At 63.3% G+C, this 20,585-nt stretch carries 22 protein-coding genes; 16 read left to right on the top strand and 6 right to left on the bottom strand.

The window, feature by feature from the left end:
• Nucleotides 1-2: 2 nt before the first annotated feature.
• Genes ONG87_RS13495 through ONG87_RS13485 form a run of 3 tightly spaced genes read left to right on the top strand, consistent with a single transcriptional unit; the run spans nucleotide 3 to nucleotide 4,914 of the window.
• Nucleotides 3-1,472 carry a TolC family outer membrane protein gene (locus ONG87_RS13495; RefSeq protein ID WP_264382859.1) on the top strand — a complete coding sequence of 490 codons (1,470 nt, stop codon included), beginning with the start codon at nucleotides 3-5 and terminating at the stop codon, nucleotides 1,470-1,472.
• A complete protein-coding gene (locus tag ONG87_RS13490; RefSeq protein WP_264381423.1) occupies nucleotides 1,469-3,649 on the top strand; it encodes a type I secretion system permease/ATPase in 2,181 nt (726 codons plus the stop codon). Before ONG87_RS13495 ends, ONG87_RS13490 begins: the two co-directional genes overlap by 4 nt.
• A gap of 14 nt (nucleotides 3,650-3,663) precedes the next feature.
• Complete coding sequence (locus ONG87_RS13485) at nucleotides 3,664-4,914, top strand: HlyD family type I secretion periplasmic adaptor subunit (protein WP_192058172.1); 1,251 nt, start codon at nucleotides 3,664-3,666, stop codon at nucleotides 4,912-4,914.
• Here the strand turns inward: ONG87_RS13485 and ONG87_RS13480 are convergent.
• Nucleotides 4,835-5,350, bottom strand: coding sequence for a winged helix-turn-helix domain-containing protein (locus tag ONG87_RS13480; RefSeq protein ID WP_264381422.1), 516 nt, complete (start codon nucleotides 5,348-5,350; stop codon nucleotides 4,835-4,837). The two genes, ONG87_RS13485 and ONG87_RS13480, sit on opposite strands and share 80 nt — an antisense overlap.
• 108 nt (nucleotides 5,351-5,458) lie before the next feature.
• Nucleotides 5,459-6,184: a helix-turn-helix domain-containing protein gene (locus ONG87_RS13475; RefSeq protein WP_163007416.1), complete on the bottom strand. Its 726-nt coding sequence runs from the start codon at nucleotides 6,182-6,184 to the stop codon at nucleotides 5,459-5,461.
• A gap of 309 nt (nucleotides 6,185-6,493) precedes the next feature.
• Between ONG87_RS13475 and ONG87_RS13470 the strand changes: the two genes are divergently transcribed.
• Nucleotides 6,494-7,735, top strand: a complete 1,242-nt coding sequence (locus tag ONG87_RS13470) for a glutamine synthetase family protein (RefSeq protein ID WP_264382858.1) — start codon at nucleotides 6,494-6,496, stop codon at nucleotides 7,733-7,735.
• 115 nt (nucleotides 7,736-7,850) lie between these two features.
• Nucleotides 7,851-9,143 (top strand): MFS transporter, encoded by a 1,293-nt coding sequence (locus ONG87_RS13465; protein ID WP_185794497.1) that lies wholly within the window; start codon nucleotides 7,851-7,853, stop codon nucleotides 9,141-9,143.
• Between the two features lie 36 nt (nucleotides 9,144-9,179).
• Here the strand turns inward: ONG87_RS13465 and ONG87_RS13460 are convergent, their stop codons facing one another.
• The 4 genes from ONG87_RS13460 to flgA all read right to left on the bottom strand — a co-directional run bounded on the left by ONG87_RS13460 (nucleotide 9,180) and on the right by flgA (nucleotide 11,680).
• Nucleotides 9,180-9,926: a flagellar brake protein gene (locus ONG87_RS13460; protein ID WP_264381421.1), complete on the bottom strand. Its 747-nt coding sequence runs from the start codon at nucleotides 9,924-9,926 to the stop codon at nucleotides 9,180-9,182.
• 29 nt (nucleotides 9,927-9,955) lie between these two features.
• Nucleotides 9,956-10,423: a flagella synthesis protein FlgN gene (locus ONG87_RS13455; protein ID WP_122475954.1), complete on the bottom strand. Its 468-nt coding sequence runs from the start codon at nucleotides 10,421-10,423 to the stop codon at nucleotides 9,956-9,958.
• Nucleotides 10,424-10,472: 49 nt separating this feature from the next.
• Nucleotides 10,473-10,778: a flagellar biosynthesis anti-sigma factor FlgM gene (gene flgM / locus ONG87_RS13450; RefSeq protein ID WP_122475953.1), complete on the bottom strand. Its 306-nt coding sequence runs from the start codon at nucleotides 10,776-10,778 to the stop codon at nucleotides 10,473-10,475.
• Nucleotides 10,779-10,927: 149 nt separating this feature from the next.
• Entirely contained in the window at nucleotides 10,928-11,680 is a 753-nt protein-coding gene (gene flgA, locus ONG87_RS13445; protein ID WP_122475951.1) for a flagellar basal body P-ring formation chaperone FlgA, read from the bottom strand.
• A gap of 58 nt (nucleotides 11,681-11,738) precedes the next feature.
• On the opposite strand from flgA, the gene ONG87_RS13440 reads away from it, so the two are divergent.
• The 11 genes from ONG87_RS13440 (at nucleotide 11,739) to ONG87_RS13390 (ending at nucleotide 20,580) form a co-directional block, all read left to right on the top strand.
• The gene (locus tag ONG87_RS13440; RefSeq protein WP_122475949.1) at nucleotides 11,739-12,665 is read left to right on the top strand and encodes a chemotaxis protein CheV; all 927 of its coding nucleotides are present in this window, start codon (nucleotides 11,739-11,741) and stop codon (nucleotides 12,663-12,665) included.
• Nucleotides 12,666-12,713: 48 nt separating this feature from the next.
• Nucleotides 12,714-13,541 carry a protein-glutamate O-methyltransferase CheR gene (gene cheR, locus ONG87_RS13435; protein WP_122476757.1) on the top strand — a complete coding sequence of 276 codons (828 nt, stop codon included), beginning with the start codon at nucleotides 12,714-12,716 and terminating at the stop codon, nucleotides 13,539-13,541.
• A 235-nt stretch (nucleotides 13,542-13,776) separates the two neighbouring features.
• Nucleotides 13,777-14,184, top strand: a complete 408-nt coding sequence (gene flgB, locus ONG87_RS13430; protein WP_122475947.1) for a flagellar basal body rod protein FlgB — start codon at nucleotides 13,777-13,779, stop codon at nucleotides 14,182-14,184.
• 3 nt (nucleotides 14,185-14,187) lie between these two features.
• The gene (flgC, locus tag ONG87_RS13425; protein ID WP_122713719.1) at nucleotides 14,188-14,631 is read left to right on the top strand and encodes a flagellar basal body rod protein FlgC; all 444 of its coding nucleotides are present in this window, start codon (nucleotides 14,188-14,190) and stop codon (nucleotides 14,629-14,631) included.
• Nucleotides 14,632-14,646: 15 nt separating this feature from the next.
• Complete coding sequence (gene flgD, locus ONG87_RS13420; protein ID WP_122475944.1) at nucleotides 14,647-15,348, top strand: flagellar hook assembly protein FlgD; 702 nt, start codon at nucleotides 14,647-14,649, stop codon at nucleotides 15,346-15,348.
• Nucleotides 15,349-15,376: 28 nt separating this feature from the next.
• Nucleotides 15,377-16,687 (top strand): flagellar hook protein FlgE, encoded by a 1,311-nt coding sequence (flgE, locus tag ONG87_RS13415; RefSeq protein ID WP_122475942.1) that lies wholly within the window; start codon nucleotides 15,377-15,379, stop codon nucleotides 16,685-16,687.
• 13 nt (nucleotides 16,688-16,700) lie between these two features.
• A complete protein-coding gene (locus tag ONG87_RS13410; RefSeq protein ID WP_264382891.1) occupies nucleotides 16,701-16,886 on the top strand; it encodes a hypothetical protein in 186 nt (61 codons plus the stop codon).
• A gap of 233 nt (nucleotides 16,887-17,119) precedes the next feature.
• Nucleotides 17,120-17,857, top strand: a complete 738-nt coding sequence (locus ONG87_RS13405) for a flagellar basal body rod protein FlgF (protein WP_122475939.1) — start codon at nucleotides 17,120-17,122, stop codon at nucleotides 17,855-17,857.
• A gap of 49 nt (nucleotides 17,858-17,906) precedes the next feature.
• Nucleotides 17,907-18,692 (top strand): flagellar basal-body rod protein FlgG, encoded by a 786-nt coding sequence (gene flgG, locus ONG87_RS13400; protein WP_043186004.1) that lies wholly within the window; start codon nucleotides 17,907-17,909, stop codon nucleotides 18,690-18,692.
• Between the two features lie 70 nt (nucleotides 18,693-18,762).
• Nucleotides 18,763-19,458, top strand: coding sequence for a flagellar basal body L-ring protein FlgH (flgH, locus tag ONG87_RS13395; RefSeq protein ID WP_043186005.1), 696 nt, complete (start codon nucleotides 18,763-18,765; stop codon nucleotides 19,456-19,458).
• A 12-nt stretch (nucleotides 19,459-19,470) separates the two neighbouring features.
• Entirely contained in the window at nucleotides 19,471-20,580 is a 1,110-nt protein-coding gene (locus ONG87_RS13390) for a flagellar basal body P-ring protein FlgI (RefSeq protein ID WP_122475937.1), read from the top strand.
• Nucleotides 20,581-20,585 lie beyond the last annotated feature (5 nt).

Below are 20,585 nucleotides of genomic sequence, written 5' to 3'. Positions count from 1 at the left end.
CAGTGGCCGTTCTGGCACTGGGCATCACACCTCTCTACAGCCTGCCGGCACATGCCGCAGACACCCTCGAACCCGGGCTCAAGGTCATCAGCCCGAGCCGCTTGGAAACCCGCCCCGAGCAGACCGCTCGGCCGCGTCCACGCAATGTCGCCAGGCCTGCGATTGCGTCCGGTGCAACGGCGGCGGGGGCGAGGCTCGACGATTCCGATCTGGCCGCGCCGGCCTCCGGCACCCAGCTGGGCCTGGTCCAGGCCGTCCGCCTGGCGGTGGAATGGCATCCGAGCATCGGCGAGGCGATCGGCACCCTGTACCAGCAAGGTGAAGGCATCAACGTGGCGCGTGCCGGCTACTATCCACGCATCACCGGCGGGCTGCGTGGTGGTCTCGACAGTTCCTACGGTGGCAGTGGCACCAGCCAGGCGGTGAACATTTCGCTCAAGCAGATGCTCTACGACTTCGGCAAGGTCGACAGTGCGGTCGACGTTGCCAAGGCCCGCGTCGCCCGCAGTCAGGCCCAGGTACTGCTGAGCATCGATCAGGTGGCGCGCGACACCTCCCAGGCCTACATCGAGGTGCAGCGCTATCAACGCCTGCTTCAGGTGGCTCGCGAGCAGATCAAGGGCATCGCCGGCATTGCCGAGCTGGCACGTCAGCGCAGCGACATGGGCGCCGCCACGCGTTCGGACGTGGTCCAGGCCAGGTCCCGAGAAGACGGCGCGCGTGCCACCCTGCTGCAGTATCAGGCGCTGTACAACCGCTGGCGAGCCAACCTCATCAACCTGGTCGGACGCGCTGCGCCGTTCGACGTCAACGACGATTTTCCGCCGTCGCTGCTGGCCTCCTGCAACGCTGCAGAACCGGACATGAACGCCTTGCCCGGCATCCTGGTAGCCAACGCGCAACGGGTCGAGGCCCAGGCGGCCATTCGCCAGGCCCGTGCCGATGGGCTGCCGACGCTATCGGTCGACCCCACGCTGAACCACTACCTGGACAGCAACTACAACAGCAACAATTCCAATATCGACCGTACCCAGGCAGGCATCTTCATCAACCTCGACGTGCCGTTCTACCAGGGCGGTGCCACCACCGCGCGTACCGCCGCAGCTACCTATGCCCTGACTGCCGCCGACTCGGCCGAAGATGCCGCCCGCCTGCAGGCGCGCCAGGGCTTGTTCGAAGCGCAGGCGCAAACTGCCAGCCTGGACCGCCGGCTCGGCTCGCTGCAGTCGCGCCAGGGCAGCATTTCCGAAGCCCGCGAGCTGTACGGCCAGCAATACCTGGAGTTGGGCACGCGGCCACTGCTCGACCTGCTCAACGCCGAGCAGGAGATCCACCAGTCGCGCTTCGACCTGGCCAATACCGAAGCTGACCTGCGCCGCCTGCAGGTGGACTGCCTGTACAGCACTGGCGCCCTGCGCAGTGCCTACCGGATCGATCAAAGCACCATCCAAGGCGTGGAGATACTGCCATGAACGATGCCGTGAACCTGCCCCTGGACGCGGAATCGGTACAACCCGCGCAAACCTTCTCGCGCCAGGACTACCGGGTCTGGCTCGACGCGATCCTCGGTGTGGCGCGTCACTACCGCCTGGAGTGCTCGGCGGAAAACGTGCGTATCGCATCGCTGCGTGCCGACGATTCCAGCGTCGAGGACGTCCTGCGGCAGATGGCCCGGCAGGCCGGCCTGACGATCAAGTTCGCCCGCTACGACCCCACCACCCTGACCCAGTGGCGCACGCCGCTGGTGGTGCAGCTCAAGGACGGCCAGGTCGGCATCATCCAGGTGCTCGGCGATGACGAGCAGATCGGCATCGCCTATAGCGGCGACCAAGGGCTGCAGAGCAGCATCGACCGCCAGACCCTGCTCGACAACGCCCTGCGCACGGTGATCCTGCGTCCGGCCCGGCCGGTCAGCGACGTGCGCACCAACGACTATATCAAGCCCTACGACGAGCACTGGTTCCGCAAGATCGTGCTGCGCGACCTCAGGCCCTACGGGCACGTCATGCTGGCCTCGCTGGTGGCCAACATCCTCGGCCTGGGCGGAGTGCTGTTCTCCATGCAGGTTTACGACCGGGTGATCCCGGCCGAATCGCTGCCCACCCTGTACGTGCTGTTCGGCGGCGTGCTGCTGGCGATCACCTTCGACTTCATCATGCGCATCATGCGCATGAAGATCACCGACCTGCTGGGCAAGCGCGCCGACCTGCGCGTCAGCGACCTGGTCTTCGGCCACGCGATGCGCCTGCGCAACTCGGCGCGGCCCAAGTCCACCGGTTCGTTCATCTCGCAGCTGCGCGAACTCGAATCGCTGCGTGACCTGATCACCTCCAGCACTGCCACGGCCCTGGCTGACCTGCCGTTCTTCCTGATCTTCCTGGTGGTGTTCTACCTGATCGGCGGGCCACTGGTGCTGATTCCCCTGTGCGCACTGGTGGCGATGGTGGTGCCTGGGCTGATGGCCCAGCGCAAGCTGGCGCGATTGGCCAACGAATCCATGCGCGAATCAGCGCTGCGCAACGCCATGCTGGTAGAAACCGTGCAGGGCATGGACGACATCAAGAGCCTGCAGGCCGAGCAGCGCTTCCAGCAGCAATGGAACCACTACAACGCCGTGGCGGCAGACAGCAGCCTGCGCCTGCGCACCTTGACCAACGGCCTGGTGGCCTGGACGCAGAACGTGCAGAGCGCGGTGTTCGCCATCGTCATCGTGTTCGGCGCGCCCATGGTGATCGCCGGCGACCTCACCACCGGTAGCCTGGTGGCCGCCTCGATTCTGGCCTCGCGGATGATGGCGCCGGTCTCGCAGCTGACCCATGTGCTGACCCGCTGGCAGCAGGCCAAGGTTGCCCTCGAAGGCCTCAACCGCTTGATGCTGCTGCCGGTCGATCACCCCGAAGGCGCCCAGCGCGTGCACCTGCCGGTGATCGGCGGGCGCTACGAGCTCAAGCGCGCCAGCTTCAAGTACAGCGAGGAGTCGCGCACTCCGGCACTGACCGTCAACGAGTTGAGCATCGCGCCGGGCGAGCGCATCGCCGTGCTTGGCCGCAACGGTGCCGGCAAGTCGACCTTGCTCCAGGCCCTGGCCGGTGGCCTGGACCTGAGCGGCGGCAGCATCAGCCTCGACGGCGTTGCCCTGGGCCATATCGACCCTGCCGACGTGCGCCGCGACATCGGCCTGCTCACGCAGAACTCGCGGCTGTTCCACGGCAGCCTGCGCGAGAACCTGATCATGGGTGCCGGGCAGGCATCGGACCAGGAGATCATCGCTGCACTGGAAATCACCGGCGCGCTGGATTTCGTGCGCCAGTGCCCGACCGGCATGGATCACTTGATTCTCGAAGGCGGCCTCGGCCTGTCGGGTGGTCAGCGCCAATCGCTGCTGCTGTCGCGTCTGCTGATCCGCCAGCCGCACATCCTGCTGCTCGACGAGCCCACCGCGTCGCTGGACGAAACCACCGAACGCCGGCTGATCCAGAACCTGGCGACCTGGGGCCAGGGCCGCACGATCATCGTGGCCACCCACCGCACCAGCGTGCTGGCCCTGGTCGACCGGATCATCGTGGTCGACAACGGTCAGGTGGTGATCGACGACACCAAGGAAAACGCCATCGCCAAACTGTCGCGTCCCAAGGGCGCGGCTCAATGAAGGAGGGCAGGGCAATGGACACAGGCAAGTCTTTCAAGGTGCTGGGCTCCGGTGAATTCAAGCGCATCCCGCTGCTCAGCGAAGACGGTGCGCCAGGCCAGTCGTATTACCAGGACGGTGTGGACGACTCCACCGTGGTACGCGCGACCCGCGTGGTGTGGGTCGCGGTGGCGATGCTGCTGGCATTCTTCGTCTGGGCATTCTTTTTCGAGGTCGTGGAAGTCTCCACCGGCACCGGCAAAGTCATCCCCAGCTCGCGGGAGCAGGTGATCCAGTCGCTCGAAGGCGGGATCGTGGCCGAGATGAACGTCACCGAAGGGGCAATCGTCGAGCGCGGCCAGGTGCTGGCCCAGCTGGACCCGACCAAGACCGAATCCAACTTCGGCGAGAGCGCGGCGAAATACCGCGCGACCTTGGCCAGTGTCGCCCGCCTGCAGGCCGAAGTGGGCCTCAAGCCCCTGAAATTCCCGGCCGAGCTCGACGCCTATCCGGCTTTGCTCAAGGCCGAAACCGAGCTGTACAACGTTCGCCGTCGTGGCCTGGATGACTCGTTGGCCGGCATCAACGAATCCCTGCGGCTGGTGCGCAGCGAATTGCAGATCACCGAAAACCTGGCCAGAACCGGTGCGGCCAGCCGGGTGGAAGTACTGCGGCTGAATCGGCAGCGCTCTGAGCTCGAGCTCAAGCTCACCGAAGCCCGTTCCGATTACATGGTGCGGGCCCGCGAGGAGCTGGCCAAGGCCAATGCCGATGTGGAAACCCTGACCGCGGTGCTCAAGGGCCGCTCCGATTCGGTGTCGCGCCTGACCCTGCGCTCGCCCGTGCGTGGCATCGTCAAGGACATCGAAGTCACCACCATCGGCGGCGTGGTGCCGCCCAATGGCCAATTGATGCAGATCGTGCCGCTGGACGAGCGCCTGCTGATCGAAGCGAGAATTTCACCCCGCGACATCGCTTTCATTCATCCCGATCAGCAAGCCAAGGTAAAGATCACCGCCTATGACTATTCGATCTACGGCGGGCTCGACGGCCGGGTGGTGACCATCTCGCCCGATACCATCCAGGATGAAGTGAAACCCGAGGTGTTCTATTACCGGGTGTTCATCCGCACCGATTCCGACTCGCTGGAGAACAAGGCCGGGAAGAAATTCGCCATCGTCCCCGGCATGATCGCCACGGTCGACATCACCACAGGCCACAAGACAGTGCTGGATTATTTGATAAAGCCGCTGAACAGGGCCAAGGAAGCCCTGCGCGAACGCTAGGAAGAGCAGGGGGGCTCGGCAGCCTGGCCCCCGGCGATTTCCAGCTTGGGCAATACGCCGAACGCACCACCTGGGCCAGGCAATAGCCGCGGTTGCGTACCGAGCGGATCAGGCGTTCGCCACCGCTGCATTGGCCAAACTTGCTTTGCAGGCGGCTCAGGGACATTTCCAGACCGTTGTACTGACTGGGGTTCTTGCCCAGTCCGGCGATCAGCGCTTCCTTGCTGACCACCCGCTCGCTGCTGAAGGCGAGCAGGCTCAGCAGCGAGCACTCGGTGCGCGTCAAGGCCACGCTGATGCCATTCTGGGTCAGGGTTCGGTCGATGTCGTTGAACCACCAGCGGCCGTGTGCGAGCTGCGCATCATCCGCTGTTTGATGGGCCGTATAGAGCTGCGTATAGACGGAAGAATATTTGTTGCCAAGGTCCGTAGGCATGGGGTCGTTCCTTCAAAACGTGGTGCTGGATCCAATTTCTCTATCAATTCAAGGCTAGTACGCTTTGAAAAAATCGCCAATGGCCATCGGTCAGTCGAAAAACGCTTTTCAGCGAAAGGCGATGGGCGGGGGCGAGATGCAGCCGCGAATCAGGCGGTAGCCGGTGCCGCGTACGCTCTGGATGACATGGGTGCCGAAGGCTCGGCGAATGCTGCTGCGCAGGCGACTGACGAATTTCTCCACCACCCGCACGTCGTAGGTGCGCATATTAAGCCCCAGCAGTTGCGCCAGATCGTCGAAGCTCAGCTGGTGATGAGGGGCGTAGAGCAGCGCCAGGACCACCTGAACCTGCACAAAGGTCAGGTCCAGGCGTCGCGTCGCGTCTTCCAGGCACAGACGTACGGGATCCAGCACCGGTGGGGCCAGATTCCAGTAGTCGGGGTTCTGGAACAGCGCGAGGTAGAATGCTTCGCGCTCCTGCTCCGGGCCCGGCAATCGCAGCACGTGGTCGGCCCCTGCGTGTTGGTAGGCTTGGCGAATGGCGGGGTCGGCGCCGGTCAGGGCGACCAGCACCGACGCCCAGCTGTTGCCTCGACGGATGTCGTCGACCCAGCGGACGCCCTGTTGTCGTTCGCCACGGGCAGGCTCGACGAGAATGGCCTTGTGCCGGCTCTTTTCGTAGTCGAATGTCGGCTGCAAGTCCGGCTGCAGGCCCTCGACGGGCAGGGAAAGGTGGTGAAGGCAGCGCTCGAGCGAGTCGCTCCGTGAGGTATCGCTGCAAAGCATGAGAAGACGCGGTTCAAGCGGGTGAAACAGTGCAGCCAAAACATCCATGTGTATCATTCCTGCTGTTCGCCGAGCCGACGAACAAGGCGCAGCATCGAGCTGCTTGGATCCAAGTCACTACACTGTGTACTGGCGCTACGCTATCGGCAAGCGACTTGTTCGCAACGCTTCCTGCAGGTGGCTTGTCACCCGCCCGCTGCGTTGCGTATTTTGTGTACATCGCCGAGTACGGCATTGAGCGTCAAGGGCAGAGAAATGAGTAGCGAAGGACTGCGTACGGTCGCCGAGCGTTTGAGCGGTGTCGATGAAATCGAATGCGTCACACCTGATCTCAATGGCGTACCGCGAGGCAAGGTCATGACGGCAGAAGGGTTCCTGGAGGGTCGTCGTCTGCAACTGGCCAGCGGCGTGCTGCTGCAATGCATCATGGGCGGTTATCCGCCCAGCCGCTACTACGGCGCCGACGACGGCGACGTCGCACTGGTGGCCGACCTGACTCGGTTGCAGCGCCTGCCCTGGAGCGAGCCGCCCCGTGCCTGGGTGGTCTGCGATGCCGAGGAGTTGACCGGCGGGTCATCCCCGCTGTCGACCCGCGGTCTGCTCAAGACAGTGGTTGCACGCTATGCGCGCCTGGGCTTGGCCCCGGTGGTAGCGACCGAGCTGGAATTCTTCGTCTTCGCCGCCAATCCCGACCCGTTACTGCCGTTCCAGGCGCCGATCGGGCTGGATGGCCGACGCGAGGATGGCAGCAGTGCGTTCAGCGTGGGGTCCAACAATGGCTTGCGGCCGTTTTTCAACGAGGTCTATCGCAGCATGGCAGCGCTGGGGCTGCCGCGCGACACGGTGATGCACGAAATGGGCGTCAGCCAGTTCGAGATCAACCTGCTGCATGGTGATCCGCTGCTGCTCGCCGACCAAACCTTCCTGTTCAAGCACGTGCTCAAGGAAGTCGGGCTCAAGCATGGGTTGAGCGTGGTATGCATGGCCAAGCCGCTGGCACGGGTGGCTGGCAGTTCGATGCACATACACCAGAGCGTGGTGGCACTGGACACCGGCCTGAACGTGTTCAACGATGCCGATGACCGGCCCACCGACACCTTCCGTCATTTCATCGGCGGGCAACAGGCGGCCATGGCCGATTTCACGGCGCTGCTGGCGCCCAACGTGAATTCCTACCAGCGCCTGTGTCAGCCCTATGCGTCGCCCAACAATGCCTGCTGGTCCCATGACAACCGCGCCGCCGGGCTGCGCATACCGGCCAGCGCTGCCTGCGCCCGCAGGGTCGAGAACCGTCTGCCCGGCGCCGATGCCAATCCCTACCTGGCCATCGCCGCCAGCCTCGCCGCCGGCCTGCACGGCATCGAACACCGGCTCGAGCCCTCGCAGCCCATGCAGGGCGACCTTGCCGTGCCCGAAGAATTGTCGTTGCCATGTACCTTGCATGCGGCCCTGGAGCGTCTCAAGCGCAGCCCGTTGGCCAGGGAACTGTTCGGCAATGTGTTCATCGAAGGCTACATTGCGACCAAGACCCTGGAGCTGGCGAGTTTCTTCGACGAAATCACTCCTTGGGAACGCCGGGTGCTGGCGGCCCAGGCTTGATCCTGCAACAGCTTGTATGCAGGTGACGATTTTCCCCGCCGCGCTCAGCCGAGGTGGCGGAAAAGGGCGTTGCCTGTGAATCGATCGTTCCGACACCCTTTACCGCGGACCTGCAATGCGCCAAATCTGGAAAAACTTTCGAGCCCTGTACTTCGCCTCACTGATGATGCTGATCGGCTCTGGCTTGTTGAGTACCTACCTGGCCCTGCGCCTGTCGGCCGAGCAGGTCGACAGCCTGTGGGTGGGTGCGCTGATGGCCGCCAACTATTTCGGCCTGGCCCTGGGCGGCAAGATCGGCCACAGGTTGATCGCCCGCGTGGGCCATATCCGTGCCTATGCCACCTGCGCCGGTATCGTCGGCGCCGCCGTGCTGGGCCATGGCCTGGTGAACTACCTGCCAGCCTGGCTGTTCCTGCGGGTCATCGTCGGTCTGGGCATGATGTGCCAGTACATGGTGATCGAAAGCTGGCTCAACGAGCAGGCCGACAGCAAGCAGCGCGGAGCGGTGTTCAGCGGCTACATGATCGCTTCCTACCTGGGCCTGGTCCTGGGCCAGCTGATTCTGGTGGTGCATCCGCAACTGGGGCTGGAACTGCTCATGCTGGTCGCGCTGTGCTTCGCCCTGTGCCTGGTGCCTGTGGCTCTGACGCGGCGCATTCACCCTGCGCCCATGCACCCGGCGCCCATGGAGCCACGCTTCTTCATCAGTCGTGTGCCGCAGTCACTGAGCACCGTGCTGGGCTCAGGCCTGATCGTCGGCTCGTTCTACGGTCTGGCGCCACTGTATGCCTCGGCGCAGGGCTTGAGCACCGAGCAGGTCGGCTTGTTCATGGGTTCGTGCATTTTCGCCGGGTTGCTGGTGCAGTGGCCGTTGGGCTGGCTGTCGGACCGTTACGACCGTGCGCTGCTGATCCGCTGCGTGGCAGTCGGTATCGCCATTGCCGCGCTGCCGCTGGCGCTGATTCCGGCCGTGCCGCTGGAGGTGCTGTTCGCCGCCGGCTTCCTGGTGTCGCTGCTGCAGTTCTCGCTGTACCCGTTGGCCGTGGCGTTTTCCAACGACCATGTGGAGGCCGATCGGCGTGTTTCGCTGACCGCCATGCTGTTGGTGACCTACGGTGTGGGCGCCTGTATCGGCCCACTGGTGGCAGGGGTGCTGATGAAGCAGTTCGGCAGCCAGATGCTGTATGCCTTTTTCAGCTTTTTCGCCGTGGTGCTGGTATGGCGGATCAGGCCGAAGGCAGTGACCAACCTGCACGTCGTGGACGACGCACCGTTGCATCACGTGGCCATGCCGGCCGCCAACTCGCCGTTGGCCGCAGCGTTGGACCCGCGGGTGGATGAGCACATGGTGCAGGAACAGATGCAGAACACCGAACCTGCCGAAGAAGAGCCGGTCAAGGCTGGCTAGGGTGCCGCCGGGCCGCGCTCGGGGCGCGGCCCGGGTTTAGAAATCGTCCCGGTCGAAGCGCTGTGCGTCGCGCTGCAACTGATGCACGAAGCGCTCGAGCTGCCGCTGCATCAGCCCCGGGATATTGTGGAAGCGCACGCCCACGAAAGTGGTGTCGATGCGCTCCTCGAAATGCAGATGGCGCAGCTCGACCGCCGTATTCATGGCGCCGAAGGGAAGGCCGGCGCTGAAGCGCTCGTAGATCTGCCCCAGCTGTAACCGCTCGGCGATGTCGCCCTCGAAGCGCAGCTTGCAGCCATGGGCCGAGATGTCCAGCAGCTTGCCCACCAGGGTGCTCTTCAGCCGACTGCCAGCGATTTCCACGTCGACCAGTTGCGACAACTTGAGTGCGGCACGAAAGGCATTGCGGCGCTGGTGGTAGACCACCTGGCCAGGCAGCGCGCCGACATAGCAGCGGCTGCCCTGCTTCTGGGTGATGGTCCAGTTGCCATGGCTTTCCCAGGCAACGCGCACGCCGTCATGAAAGCCTTCGACCTTGAACCCTTCACCTGCTTCCAGGTATTTCTCACCTTCGCGGGGAATCATTTCGTCGAGGACGATGCGCAGGGTGTCCCGGTCCACTTCCACCAGAAAGCTCTGGCAGCGCAGGGTGCGCTCGTGAAAAGTGATGATCAGGGGGTCGTGGCTTTCCTGGAGCATGCGCAGGTTGGCGGCGACTTCCAGGGGTGTGGCAAGCACCTTGGGCGGTTGCGGTGCGTCTTCCACGTTCGATGCGTTTGACACGTTCTGGTCTACTCCGGGGAACACACAGGTCAGGCCTGGCTGAGGGCGCGGTAGGTGGCCATTCGCGCAGTCGAGCCACGGCTGTTGTAGAGCGACGGTGGCTCGGCGCCAGTAAGTATGCGGATCTGGTTGGCGGTCGCCACCTGCTGGCGCACGATGCCTTGGCCCACCTGTGCATTGATGGCCTGGCACTGTGCGAGCAACTGACTCAACGCATCGCCCCGGGCCAGCAACGCATCGCCCAGGTGCGACTGGCGCGCCAGCGCCTGCAGCCCGTCGCGATCGGCGGACAGGCCGAGCTGCATGAGCAGGTGGCTGCGTCGGCGTCCGTTCTGCTCGAGCAACACGATCAACGACTGCTTCTGCGCCAGAATCGTTTCCAGAAGCTCCATGTCGCGGCTTTGCAACGCCAGCGACTCGTCGCGCAGCAGCTCGAGCAGCTGCCCTGCGTACGGGAGGTCTTCTTCAATCAGCTGCAACAGCGTTTGATCGTGCATGGTGAGCCCTGGCGTTGACGCGTCCAGAAACCCCGGCGCCTAGACTGGGCTAGCGCTGGGCTTCGAAATTGAGCATTTTGCTGGCAACGCGCTCGCTGTCGACTTTATAGCTGCCCTCGGCGATAGCCTGCTTGAGCTCGGCGACGCGGGCGCTGTTGACAGTGGGCTGATCGCTCAGCTTGTCGGTGATTTTCTGCATTTGCTGGGCCTGATCGCTCAAGGTGACCGGTTCCCCGCTCTTCACGGCGGGCGTGCTTGGCACGGCCGTGTCGGCGGCCACTTCCTTGGCAGGGCTGGTACGCGAAGTACCCTGCACTGACGGCGAGTTGCCCACTCGGTTGAAGTCGATAACCATTGTTCTGAACCTCTGGGTATTTGGACGCTTGCCTTGTTTTCGGCCAAATCCCGATTAACTTTAGGCGCTGTTTCGCAAATGCCCGATGCCGCGGCTACGGGCCCGTGTAGGCCCCTAGTGTAGGAAAACTCCGGTTCGCCGGCCAGCTTTTACATTGCCACTTCCACTTGTCCAGGCCCGGTGACGCGCGCCTTGACCACTCGTTTGGAGTTCAGGTTGCGCACACGTATCTGCTCGCTCATGCCGCCCTGCGCCAGCGCTTCGCCCGGCATGCGGACCGCCAGGGTGCCGCTGCGGGCAATGATCACCACTTGATCACCCTTGAGCACCAGCGCCTGTTGCTCGAGAAATACCGGCGTCAGCACCTGGTCGATCACCGTCGGTCGGATCAGCTTCATGCCCACGGCCTCGTCCATCGAAACCAGGAAGCCTTGACCCATGGCGCCAACGTCGCGTTCGCGCAACGCCACGTCGGCCTCCGTCAACACGCTGTCGCGCTTCAACGGCCGAGTGGTGGTCACCACCTCGCGAAACAGCCGGACCTGCGCCGGAACGAATACCGTCCACGGCGCAGCGCCTTCGCAGCGCACTCGCACGGTCACCCGGCCCATGGGTTGCGCCGGGCTTTCCAGGCTGGCCGACAGTTGCCGGTCGCAACCGGGCATGCGCAGACGCGGGTCGAGATTGTTCACTTCGATCTCGTAGCGGCCCTGGATTTGCGAGGTCGCCAGATAATCTTCAACAGTGAACTCAAGAAAACCCTGGGTGACACCGATAAGCTGTTCGGGCAATGTGACATTGTCGGCGCGCGCCGCACTGCCGAGCACCGCGCCACCCACCGTGGCAACGGCCCAGAATAAATACGCGGCGATGTGTCGAGAAACTGTCGTTTTTGCGTTCATGCAGTGCTAATAGCAAGGCCCGTGCCGATATCGAGCGGGTCGCAAGAGGAGTTTGGGCATGGCGGGTGTAATGGATTCGGTGAACCAGCGCACGCAGCTGGTTGGGCAGAATCGCCTGGAGCTGTTGTTGTTTCGCCTCAATGGCAAGCAGCTCTACGGGATCAACGTCTTCAAGGTCAGGGAGGTGCTGCAATGCCCCAAACTGACGGTATTGCCGAAGTCCAACCCGGTGGTTCGCGGCGTGGCCAACATCCGTGGCGCGACCATCCCGATCCTCGATCTGGACATGGCCACGGGTGCTGCGGGCCTTGTGGCATCGACCGATACCTTCGTCATCATCACCGAGTACAACACCAAGATTCAGGGCTTTCTGGTGCATTCGGTGGAACGCATCGTCAACATGAACTGGGAAGAGATCCATCCACCACCCCGGGGTACCGGCCGCGATCACTACCTGACGGCCGTCACCCGCGTGGATAACCAGTTGGTGGAGATCATCGACGTCGAGAAAATCCTCGCCGAAGTGGCGCCGACCTCCGAAGCGATCTCGGTCGGCGTGGTCGACGAGGAGACGCACAGCAAGGCCGTTTCCCTGCGCGTGTTGACCGTCGACGATTCATCGGTGGCACGCAAGCAGGTGACCCGTTGCCTGCAGACCGTGGGGGTAGAAGTGGTGGCCTTGAACGACGGCCGTCAGGCGCTGGAGTATCTGCGCAAGATGGTCGACGAGGGCAAGCGTCCGGAGGAGGAATTCCTCATGCTGATCTCCGACATCGAGATGCCGGAGATGGACGGCTACACGCTGACCGCCGAGATCCGCAGCGACCCACGCATGCAGAAGCTGCACATCATTCTGCATACGTCGTTGTCAGGGGTGTTCAACCAGGCCATGGTCAAGAAGGTCGGCGCCGACGATTTCCTTGCCAAGTTCCGCCCCGACGACCTGGCGGCACGGGTCGTCGATCGCATCAAGGCAGCAGTATGAATGCCGGGCGCCAGCGCCCGGCCTACCGAACCAGCAAGAGGCGGCACCGTGTCTACGGGTAATTTGGATTTTGATCAGTTCCGGGTCTTCCTGGAAAAAGCCTGTGGCATTCTCTTGGGCGAGAACAAGCAGTATCTCGTTGCCAGCCGCCTGAACAAGCTGATGGAGCAGCAGGGCATCAAGTCCCTGGGCGAACTGGTGCAGCGTATCCAGACCCAGCCGCGCAGCGGCCTGCGCGAGCAGGTGGTGGACGCCATGACCACCAACGAAACCCTGTGGTTTCGCGACACCTATCCTTTCGAAGTGATGAAGAACAAGGTTTTGCCCGAAAGCATCAAGGCCAGCCCAGGCGCACGCCTGCGCATCTGGTCGGCGGCGTGCTCGTCCGGCCAGGAACCCTATTCGCTGTCGATGACCATCGACGAGTTCGAGCGCAGCAACCTGGGGCAGTTGAAGTCGGGCGTGCAGATCGTTGCCACCGACCTGTCCGGCAGCATGCTGACCAACTGCAAGAGTGGTGAGTACGACAGCCTGGCGATCGGCCGCGGCCTCTCCCAGGAGCGCCTGCAGCGCTATTTCGATCCCAAGACGCCAGGGCGCTGGGCGGTCAAGGCGCCCATCCGCAGTCGCGTCGAGTTTCGTGCGTTCAACCTGCTCGACAGCTATGCGGCGTTGGGCAAGTTCGACATCGTGTTCTGCCGCAACGTGCTGATCTACTTTTCCGCACAGGTCAAGAAAGACATCCTCACCCGTATCCATGGCACCCTCAAGCCGGGCGGGTACCTGTTCCTGGGTGCATCCGAAGCCTTGAACGGCTTGCCCGAGCTGTATCAGATGGTGCAGTGCAGCCCCGGCATCATCTACCAGGCCAAGTGATCTTGCGCCTGGCGCGCCTCCTTCACCCAGGCGTGCGACCAAGGCGCACGGGCGGCAATTTTTCTGGCGCCAGCGTTGCCGCTTTTCCCCTCCAGCGGAAATTTCTTGCCGCTTTTCTGGCATCACCCAACGCCTGATAGGCCCGCAACCCGCATGGGACGGGCTTTTTGAGACTTGGCACACTGATTGCTATCTATCCTGCACGAACCATCTGGTCTGCCGCATAGGTACCAACATGAGCATCAGTTTCGACAAAGCGCTGGGCATTCACGAGCAGGCCTTGGGCTTTCGCGCCAAGCGCGCCGAAGTGCTGGCCAACAACATCGCCAACGCCGACACGCCCAACTACAAAGCTCGGGACCTGGACTTCGCCTCGGTGCTGGCAGCGCAGAACGAGCAGAACGGCAAAGGTGCCTTCGGCCTGCAGACCACCAGCAGCAAGCACATCGCCGCCCAGGGCTTCAGCTCGGGCGACGAGACCTTGCAGTACCGCATTTCCACGCAGCCTTCGCTGGACCAGAACACCGTCGATGCGCAGATCGAGCAGTCGAACTACGCCGAGAACTCGGTCAACTTCCAGGCCAGTTTCACCCTGCTCAACAGCAAGTTCAAAGGGCTGGTATCGGCCCTTCGCGGAGATTAAGCCATGTCCCTTGCCAGCGTTTTCAACATTGCCGGTAGCGGCATGAGTGCGCAGACCACGCGCCTGAACACCGTGGCGAGCAACATCGCCAACGCCGAAACCGTGTCGTCCAGCATCGACCAGACCTACCGCGCACGGCATCCGGTGTTCGCCACCATGCTTCAGGGCCAGCAGGCCGGCGACAGCGGTTCGCTGTTCCAGGACCAGGATTCGGCGGGGCAGGGTGTGCAGGTCACCGGCGTGGTCGAGGACCAGAGCGATCTGGAAGCGCGCTACGAGCCCAATCACCCGGCGGCGAACAAGGATGGCTACGTCTACTACCCGAACGTCAACGTGGTCGAGGAAATGGCCGACATGATCTCGGCCAGTCGTTCCTTCCAGACCAACGCCGAACTGATGAATACCGCAAAGACCATGATGCAGAAGGTGCTGACCCTGGGTCAGTGATAGAGGCGAGCGCAGATGACGACTACCAGCATTAACAATGGCGTGAGCGCCTCGGTCCTGGACTCATTGCAGAAGACCACCAGCAGCACCGACAGCTCGACCGGCACCGCCGGCAGTGCGTTGGGCAAGGACGCGTTCCTGCAGCTGCTGGTGACCCAGATGCAGAACCAGAACCCCCTCGATCCCCAGGACAATGGCGAGTTCGTCGCTCAGCTGGCGCAGTTCAGCAGCCTGGAAAGCATGCAGAGCCTGAATGCGTCGGTGGGTACCATCGTCAACAACTACCAATCGTCCCAGGCGCTGCAGGCCTCGTCGCTGGTCGGCCGCTCGGTCATCGCCCAGACCGATACCGCCGTGGTCGACCCCACCAAGGGCCTCACCGGCTCGGTGGCGCTGACCTCGTCGAGCAGCAACACCACGGTGGGCGTCTACGACGCCAAAGGTGACCTGGTGCGCAATATCGATCTGGGCAGCCAGTCCGCCGGCAACGCCGCCTTCACCTGGGATGGCAAGGACAGCAACGGCGCGGTTGCCGCTGCCGGCACCTACACCTTCAAGGCTGCAGCCACCGTCGACGGTACCGCCACGGCCATGAGCACCTACCTTCCAGCCACGGTGAACAGCGTCACCATGGGCACCAACGGCGGTGAACTGACCCTCAACCTCGCTGGACTGGGTAGCGTTGCGCTGTCGAAAGTCCAAACCATCGGAATTTGAGCCGCTTCGTCCGGCGCAGGAGTACAGCATGACTTTCAATATCGGCCTCAGCGGTCTTTCGGCAGCCAACAAGGCGCTCAACGTCACCGGCAACAACATTGCCAACGTCGCGACCACCGGCTTCAAATCCTCGCGCGCGGAATTCGCCGACCAGTACGCCGCATCCATTCGCGCCACGGCCGGCAAGACCAGCGTGGGCAGCGGTGTGACCACCGCGGCCGTGTCGCAGCAGTTCACTCAGGGCAACATCGCCTCGACCGGGCAGAGCCTCGACCTGGCGATCAACGGCAACGGCTTCTTCGTGCTCAACGATGGTGGCCAGAAGCTCTACACCCGTGCCGGTGCCTTCTACAGCGACAAGGACGGCAACGTCGTCGACGTGAGCGGCAACAACCTGCAGGGCTACAACGCCCAGGACGGCGTAGTGCAGACGGGCGTCTTGACCAACCTGAAAATCGACTCCGCGAACCTGCAGCCCAAAGCGACCTCGAAAATCGCCGAAACGGTCAACCTCAACTCCAGCGCGCCGCAGGCGACCATTACCCCGTTCGACCCGAGCAACGTCAAAAGCTACAACTACACCTTCAACACCGATGTGTACGACAGCCTGGGCAACGCCCACCAGATGAACCAGTACTTCGTCAAGGATGCCACGGCCAACAGCTGGACCATGCACACCACCATCGACGGTCGCAATCCGTCCGATCCGACGGCCACCACGCCGTTGGTCAATACCTTGAGCTTCAAGTCCGACGGCAGCCTCATCGTGCCCGCTCAGGGTAACGTGCCTGGTGGCCTGGGCATCAACGCCGACAAGAGCTTCAACCTCGCCGGCTGGGTGCCTTCCACCCGTGGCGCCGATGGAACCTGGACACCCAACGGTGCGACGGCCAATGCCGGTGGCGTGGCGTTGGACATGCTGGCGACCACGCAATACAACTCGGCATCGGCCACCTCGGCCAAGACCCAGGACGGCTACGCCACAGGTGAGCTGACCGGTCTGTCGGTGGACGGCACGGGCAACATGTTCGCCAACTTCACCAACGGCCAGAACAAGGTCATCGGTCAGGTGGCCATGGCCAGCTTCGCCAACATGCAAGGCCTGGCGCCCAATGGCGGCACCAACTGGAAGGAGTCGTTCGCTTCCGGTACCGCCGTGATCGGTACGCCCGATACCGGTGTCATGGGCAACCTGCAGTCCCAGGCGCTGGAAGACTCCAACGTCGACCTGACGGCCGAGCTGGTGAACCTGATCAAGGCGCAGAGCAACTACCAGGCGAATGCCAAGACCATTTCCACCGAAAGCACCGTGATGCAGACCATCATCCAGATGACCTGATGAGGGCAGGGCAGTGATCCGGTGTCTGTGTGCAGCCCTGGTCATCGCCGCAACCTGCGCGATGGCCGTGGCGGCGCCCGCGCCCTGGTACACCTACCAGAGCCTGGCGAGCGGCCGCTACCTGTGCAGTCAGGTCGACCCTGGCCCGCATTACCGTCGCTTCGCCGGGCCGTTCAGCAACGCCGGCTGCCGTCGTTGAAGACGGCGCCGTCGAGCCTCGCCCTGATGTTGCGACGTAAATCCATTCTCTCGTTGCCGCTAGCGGCAATCCGGCGCCGACTTTTCGGCGTCAAGCTTTCAGTCCGCTTCGGCCGGACCGCTGCAACCCCCGTCCTAGAGGGGCTGTAGCCGTATTGGCAAAGTTGGCCCGCATATTGCTCTACCTCTCTCAGTACAGCAGTAGACGGCATTCGCCCGTCGAGGGAGACAACTGTGGACAAGATGCTCTATGTGGCAATGACCGGTGCCAGCCAGAACGCGCTGGCGCAGAAGGCGCATGCCAACAACCTGGCCAACATTTCCACCACCGGCTTCAAGCGTGACCTGGAACAGGCGCGTTCCATGCCGGTGTTCGGCGATACCTTTCCTTCGCGGGCCTATGCCCTGACCGAACGTCCGGCCACCGATTTCAGTGGCGGCGCGCTGCAGGAAACCGGCCGGGATCTGGACGTCGCGGTGGGCGGCAACGGCTTCATCGCCGTACAGACACCCGACGGCGGCGAAGCCTACGTCCGCACCGCCAGCATGAACGTCGACGCGCTCGGTGTGCTGCGCGCCGGCAATGGTTTGCCGGTCATGGGCAACGGCGGTCCGATCGCCGTGCCGCCCGACGAGAAAATCGAAATCGGCATGGACGGCACCATCAGTATTCGTGGTCTGGGGCAGGCTCCCAACGTCATGGCCCAGGTCGACCGCATCAAGCTGGTCAATCCGGACGTGAAAACCCTGACCAAGGGCCTGGACGGTCTGATCCACACCTCCAGCGGCCAACCGGCACCTGCCGACGCTGCGGTCCGTGTCGAGTCCGGCTTCCTGGAAGCGAGCAACGTCAATGCGGTCGAGGAAATGACCTCCGTGCTGGCGCTCTCCAAGCAGTTCGAACTGCACATCAAGATGATGAGCACCGCCAAAGAAGGCGACGAGGCCATGGCCCGGGTCTTGCAAATCTAATTCCAGCGTAGCGATCGCGCCGTAAACCAGGCGCTCCAGGAGAAGACACATGCTTCCAGCACTATGGGTCAGCAAGACCGGCCTCCAGGCTCAGGACACCAACCTGACCACGATTTCCAACAACCTGGCGAACGTGTCGACCACGGGTTTCAAGCGCGATCGCGCCGAATTCCAGGACCTGCTCTACCAGATCAAACGTCAGCCCGGTGCCCAGTCGACCCAGGACAGCGAACTGCCGTCGGGCCTGCAGGTCGGTACCGGTGTGCGCATTGTCGGCACCCAGAAGAACTTCACCGCCGGCAGCCTGCAGACCACCGACCAGCCGCTGGACATGGCCATCAACGGTCGCGGCTTCTTTCAGGTGATGCAGCCCGACGGCACCGTTTCCTACACGCGTGACGGTACCTTCCACCTGAACTCCGACGGCCAGATCGTCACCGCCCAGGGCCTGGCGCTGGAACCTGCCATCGTCGTTCCCAACGAAGCGCAGACTTTCACCGTAGGCACCGACGGCACCGTGTCCATCACCACCGCCGGCAACGCCGCTTCGCAGGTGATCGGCAACCTGCAGACCGCCGACTTCATCAACCCGGCCGGCCTGCAGGCCATCGGTGGCAACCTGTTCCTGGAAACCGCCTCCAGCGGCGCGCCGCAAGTGGCAACGCCCGGCCTGAACGGCGCCGGTACGGTACTGCAGAACACTCTGGAAAACTCCAACGTGAGCACTGTGGAAGAGCTGGTCAACATGATCACCACCCAGCGTGCCTACGAGATGAACTCCAAGGTCATCTCCACTGCCGACCAGATGCTGCAGAACCTGACCCAGAACCTGTAATCCGGGTCCATCCGTAATCCCCAAGCTACCTGGGCGCCGCGTGCGCCGGCTACACCGTGAGGTCTGTGTCATGCGTCGTGTCTCGATTGTTCTTGCCCTGAGTGGAATGGCCTTGCTGACCGGTTGCGTCGCGCCGCCGGCCAAGCCCAACGACCCGTACTACGCCCCGGTGCTGCCGCGCACTCCGATGCCTGCCGCCGCCAACAACGGCTCGATCTACCAGGCCGGCTTCGAGCAGAACCTGTACAGCGACCGCAAGGCGTTCCGCGTGGGCGATATCATCACCATCACCCTCAACGAGCGGACCAGTGCCAGCAAGAGCGCCAACTCCAAGGTCGGCAAGGACAGCAACAACAGCCTGGGCCTGACCTCGCTGTTCGGAGCGGGTGTGAACACCAACAACCCGCTGGGCAGTGGCGACCTGAGCCTCAATGCAGGCTACAGCGGCACTCGCGCCACCAACGGCACCGCGGCGGCAGCGCAGAACAACAGCCTGACCGGTTCGGTCACGGTCACGGTGGCCGACGTGCTGCCCAACGGCATCATCTCGGTTCGCGGCGAGAAGTGGATGACGCTCAATACCGGCGAAGAGCTGGTGCGCATTTCCGGTCTGGTCCGCGCCGATGACATTGCCACCGACAACACCGTGTCCTCGACGCGGGTAGCCGATGCGCGCATCACCTATTCGGGCACCGGTTCGTTTGCCGAGGCCAGTCAGCCGGGTTGGTTCGACCGGTTCTTTGCCAGTCCACTGTTTCCTTTCTGAGTGCGCCCGTCCATGCTCAACTTCAAACACCTGATCGCCGCTGCCCTGCTGTTGTCCGCCGCGTTCGGCGTTCAGGCCGAGCGCCTCAAGGACATCGCCAGCATTTCCGGCGTGCGCACCAACCAGCTGATCGGCTATGGCCTGGTCGTGGGCCTCAATGGCACCGGCGACCAGACCACGCAGACGCCATTCACCCTGCAGACCTTCAACAACATGCTCTCCCAGTTCGGCATCAAGGTGCCGCCGGGCTCGGGCAACGTGCAGCTCAAGAACGTCGCCGCCGTGTCGATCCATGCCGACCTGCCGGCGTTCGCCAAGCCGGGACAGGTGGTCGATATCACCGTGTCGTCCATCGGTAACTCGAAAAGCCTGCGCGGTGGCAGCCTGTTGATGACCCCGCTCAAGGGTATCGATGGCAACGTCTATGCCATCGCCCAAGGCAACCTGGTCGTCGGTGGTTTTGACGCCGAAGGCCGCGACGGGTCGAAAATCACCGTCAATGTGCCGTCGGCAGGACGGATTCCTGGCGGTGCCAGCGTCGAGCGTGCCGTGCCCAGTGGCTTCAATCAGGGCAACAGCCTGACGCTGAACCTCAACCGCTCGGACTTCACGACCGCCAAGCACATCGTCGACAAGATCAACGAGCTTCTTGGCCCGGGAGTTGCACAGGCTATTGACGGGGGCTCGGTGCGCGTCACTGCTCCGGTCGACCCCAGCCAGCGCGTGGACTACCTATCGATCCTCGAGAACCTCGATGTCGACGTAGGGCAGGCGGTGGCCAAGGTGATCATCAATTCGCGCACCGGCACCATCGTGATTGGCCAGAACGTCAAGGTATCGCCTGCGGCAGTGACCCACGGCAGCCTGACGGTGACCATTACCGAAGACCCGATCGTCAGCCAGCCAGGGCCTTTGTCCGGTGGCGAAACGGCGGTGGTGCCACGTTCGCGGGTCAGCGCCCAGCAGGAAGCCAAACCGATGTTCAAGTTTGGCCCTGGCACCACGCTCGACGAGATCGTCCGCGCGGTCAACCAGGTGGGGGCAGCGCCCGGTGACTTGATGGCCATTCTCGAAGCCCTGAAACAGGCCGGCGCATTGCAGGCCGACCTGATCGTGATTTGAGGTAA

The sequence above is a fragment of the Pseudomonas sp. MM227 genome, assembly GCF_947090715.1.
GTDB lineage: Bacteria > Pseudomonadota > Gammaproteobacteria > Pseudomonadales > Pseudomonadaceae > Aquipseudomonas > Aquipseudomonas baltica.
Note: the sequence above shows the minus strand (reverse complement) of the source record. Positions and strands in the feature narration are given on the sequence as shown.

Coding starts and splice junctions, on each gene's coding strand:
- ONG87_RS13490 (WP_264381423.1), top strand. CDS start 1,469: ATGAACGATGCCGTGAACCTGCCCCTGGACGCGGAATCGGTACAACCC.
- ONG87_RS13485 (WP_192058172.1), top strand. CDS start 3,664: ATGGACACAGGCAAGTCTTTCAAGGTGCTGGGCTCCGGTGAATTCAAG.
- ONG87_RS13480 (WP_264381422.1), bottom strand. CDS start 5,350: ATGCCTACGGACCTTGGCAACAAATATTCTTCCGTCTATACGCAGCTC.
- ONG87_RS13475 (WP_163007416.1), bottom strand. CDS start 6,184: ATGGATGTTTTGGCTGCACTGTTTCACCCGCTTGAACCGCGTCTTCTC.
- ONG87_RS13470 (WP_264382858.1), top strand. CDS start 6,494: ATGACGGCAGAAGGGTTCCTGGAGGGTCGTCGTCTGCAACTGGCCAGC.
- ONG87_RS13465 (WP_185794497.1), top strand. CDS start 7,851: ATGCGCCAAATCTGGAAAAACTTTCGAGCCCTGTACTTCGCCTCACTG.
- ONG87_RS13455 (WP_122475954.1), bottom strand. CDS start 10,423: ATGCACGATCAAACGCTGTTGCAGCTGATTGAAGAAGACCTCCCGTAC.
- flgM (WP_122475953.1), bottom strand. CDS start 10,778: ATGGTTATCGACTTCAACCGAGTGGGCAACTCGCCGTCAGTGCAGGGT.
- flgA (WP_122475951.1), bottom strand. CDS start 11,680: ATGAACGCAAAAACGACAGTTTCTCGACACATCGCCGCGTATTTATTC.
- ONG87_RS13440 (WP_122475949.1), top strand. CDS start 11,739: ATGGCGGGTGTAATGGATTCGGTGAACCAGCGCACGCAGCTGGTTGGG.
- flgB (WP_122475947.1), top strand. CDS start 13,777: ATGAGCATCAGTTTCGACAAAGCGCTGGGCATTCACGAGCAGGCCTTG.
- flgC (WP_122713719.1), top strand. CDS start 14,188: ATGTCCCTTGCCAGCGTTTTCAACATTGCCGGTAGCGGCATGAGTGCG.
- flgD (WP_122475944.1), top strand. CDS start 14,647: ATGACGACTACCAGCATTAACAATGGCGTGAGCGCCTCGGTCCTGGAC.
- flgE (WP_122475942.1), top strand. CDS start 15,377: ATGACTTTCAATATCGGCCTCAGCGGTCTTTCGGCAGCCAACAAGGCG.
- flgG (WP_043186004.1), top strand. CDS start 17,907: ATGCTTCCAGCACTATGGGTCAGCAAGACCGGCCTCCAGGCTCAGGAC.
- flgH (WP_043186005.1), top strand. CDS start 18,763: ATGCGTCGTGTCTCGATTGTTCTTGCCCTGAGTGGAATGGCCTTGCTG.
- ONG87_RS13390 (WP_122475937.1), top strand. CDS start 19,471: ATGCTCAACTTCAAACACCTGATCGCCGCTGCCCTGCTGTTGTCCGCC.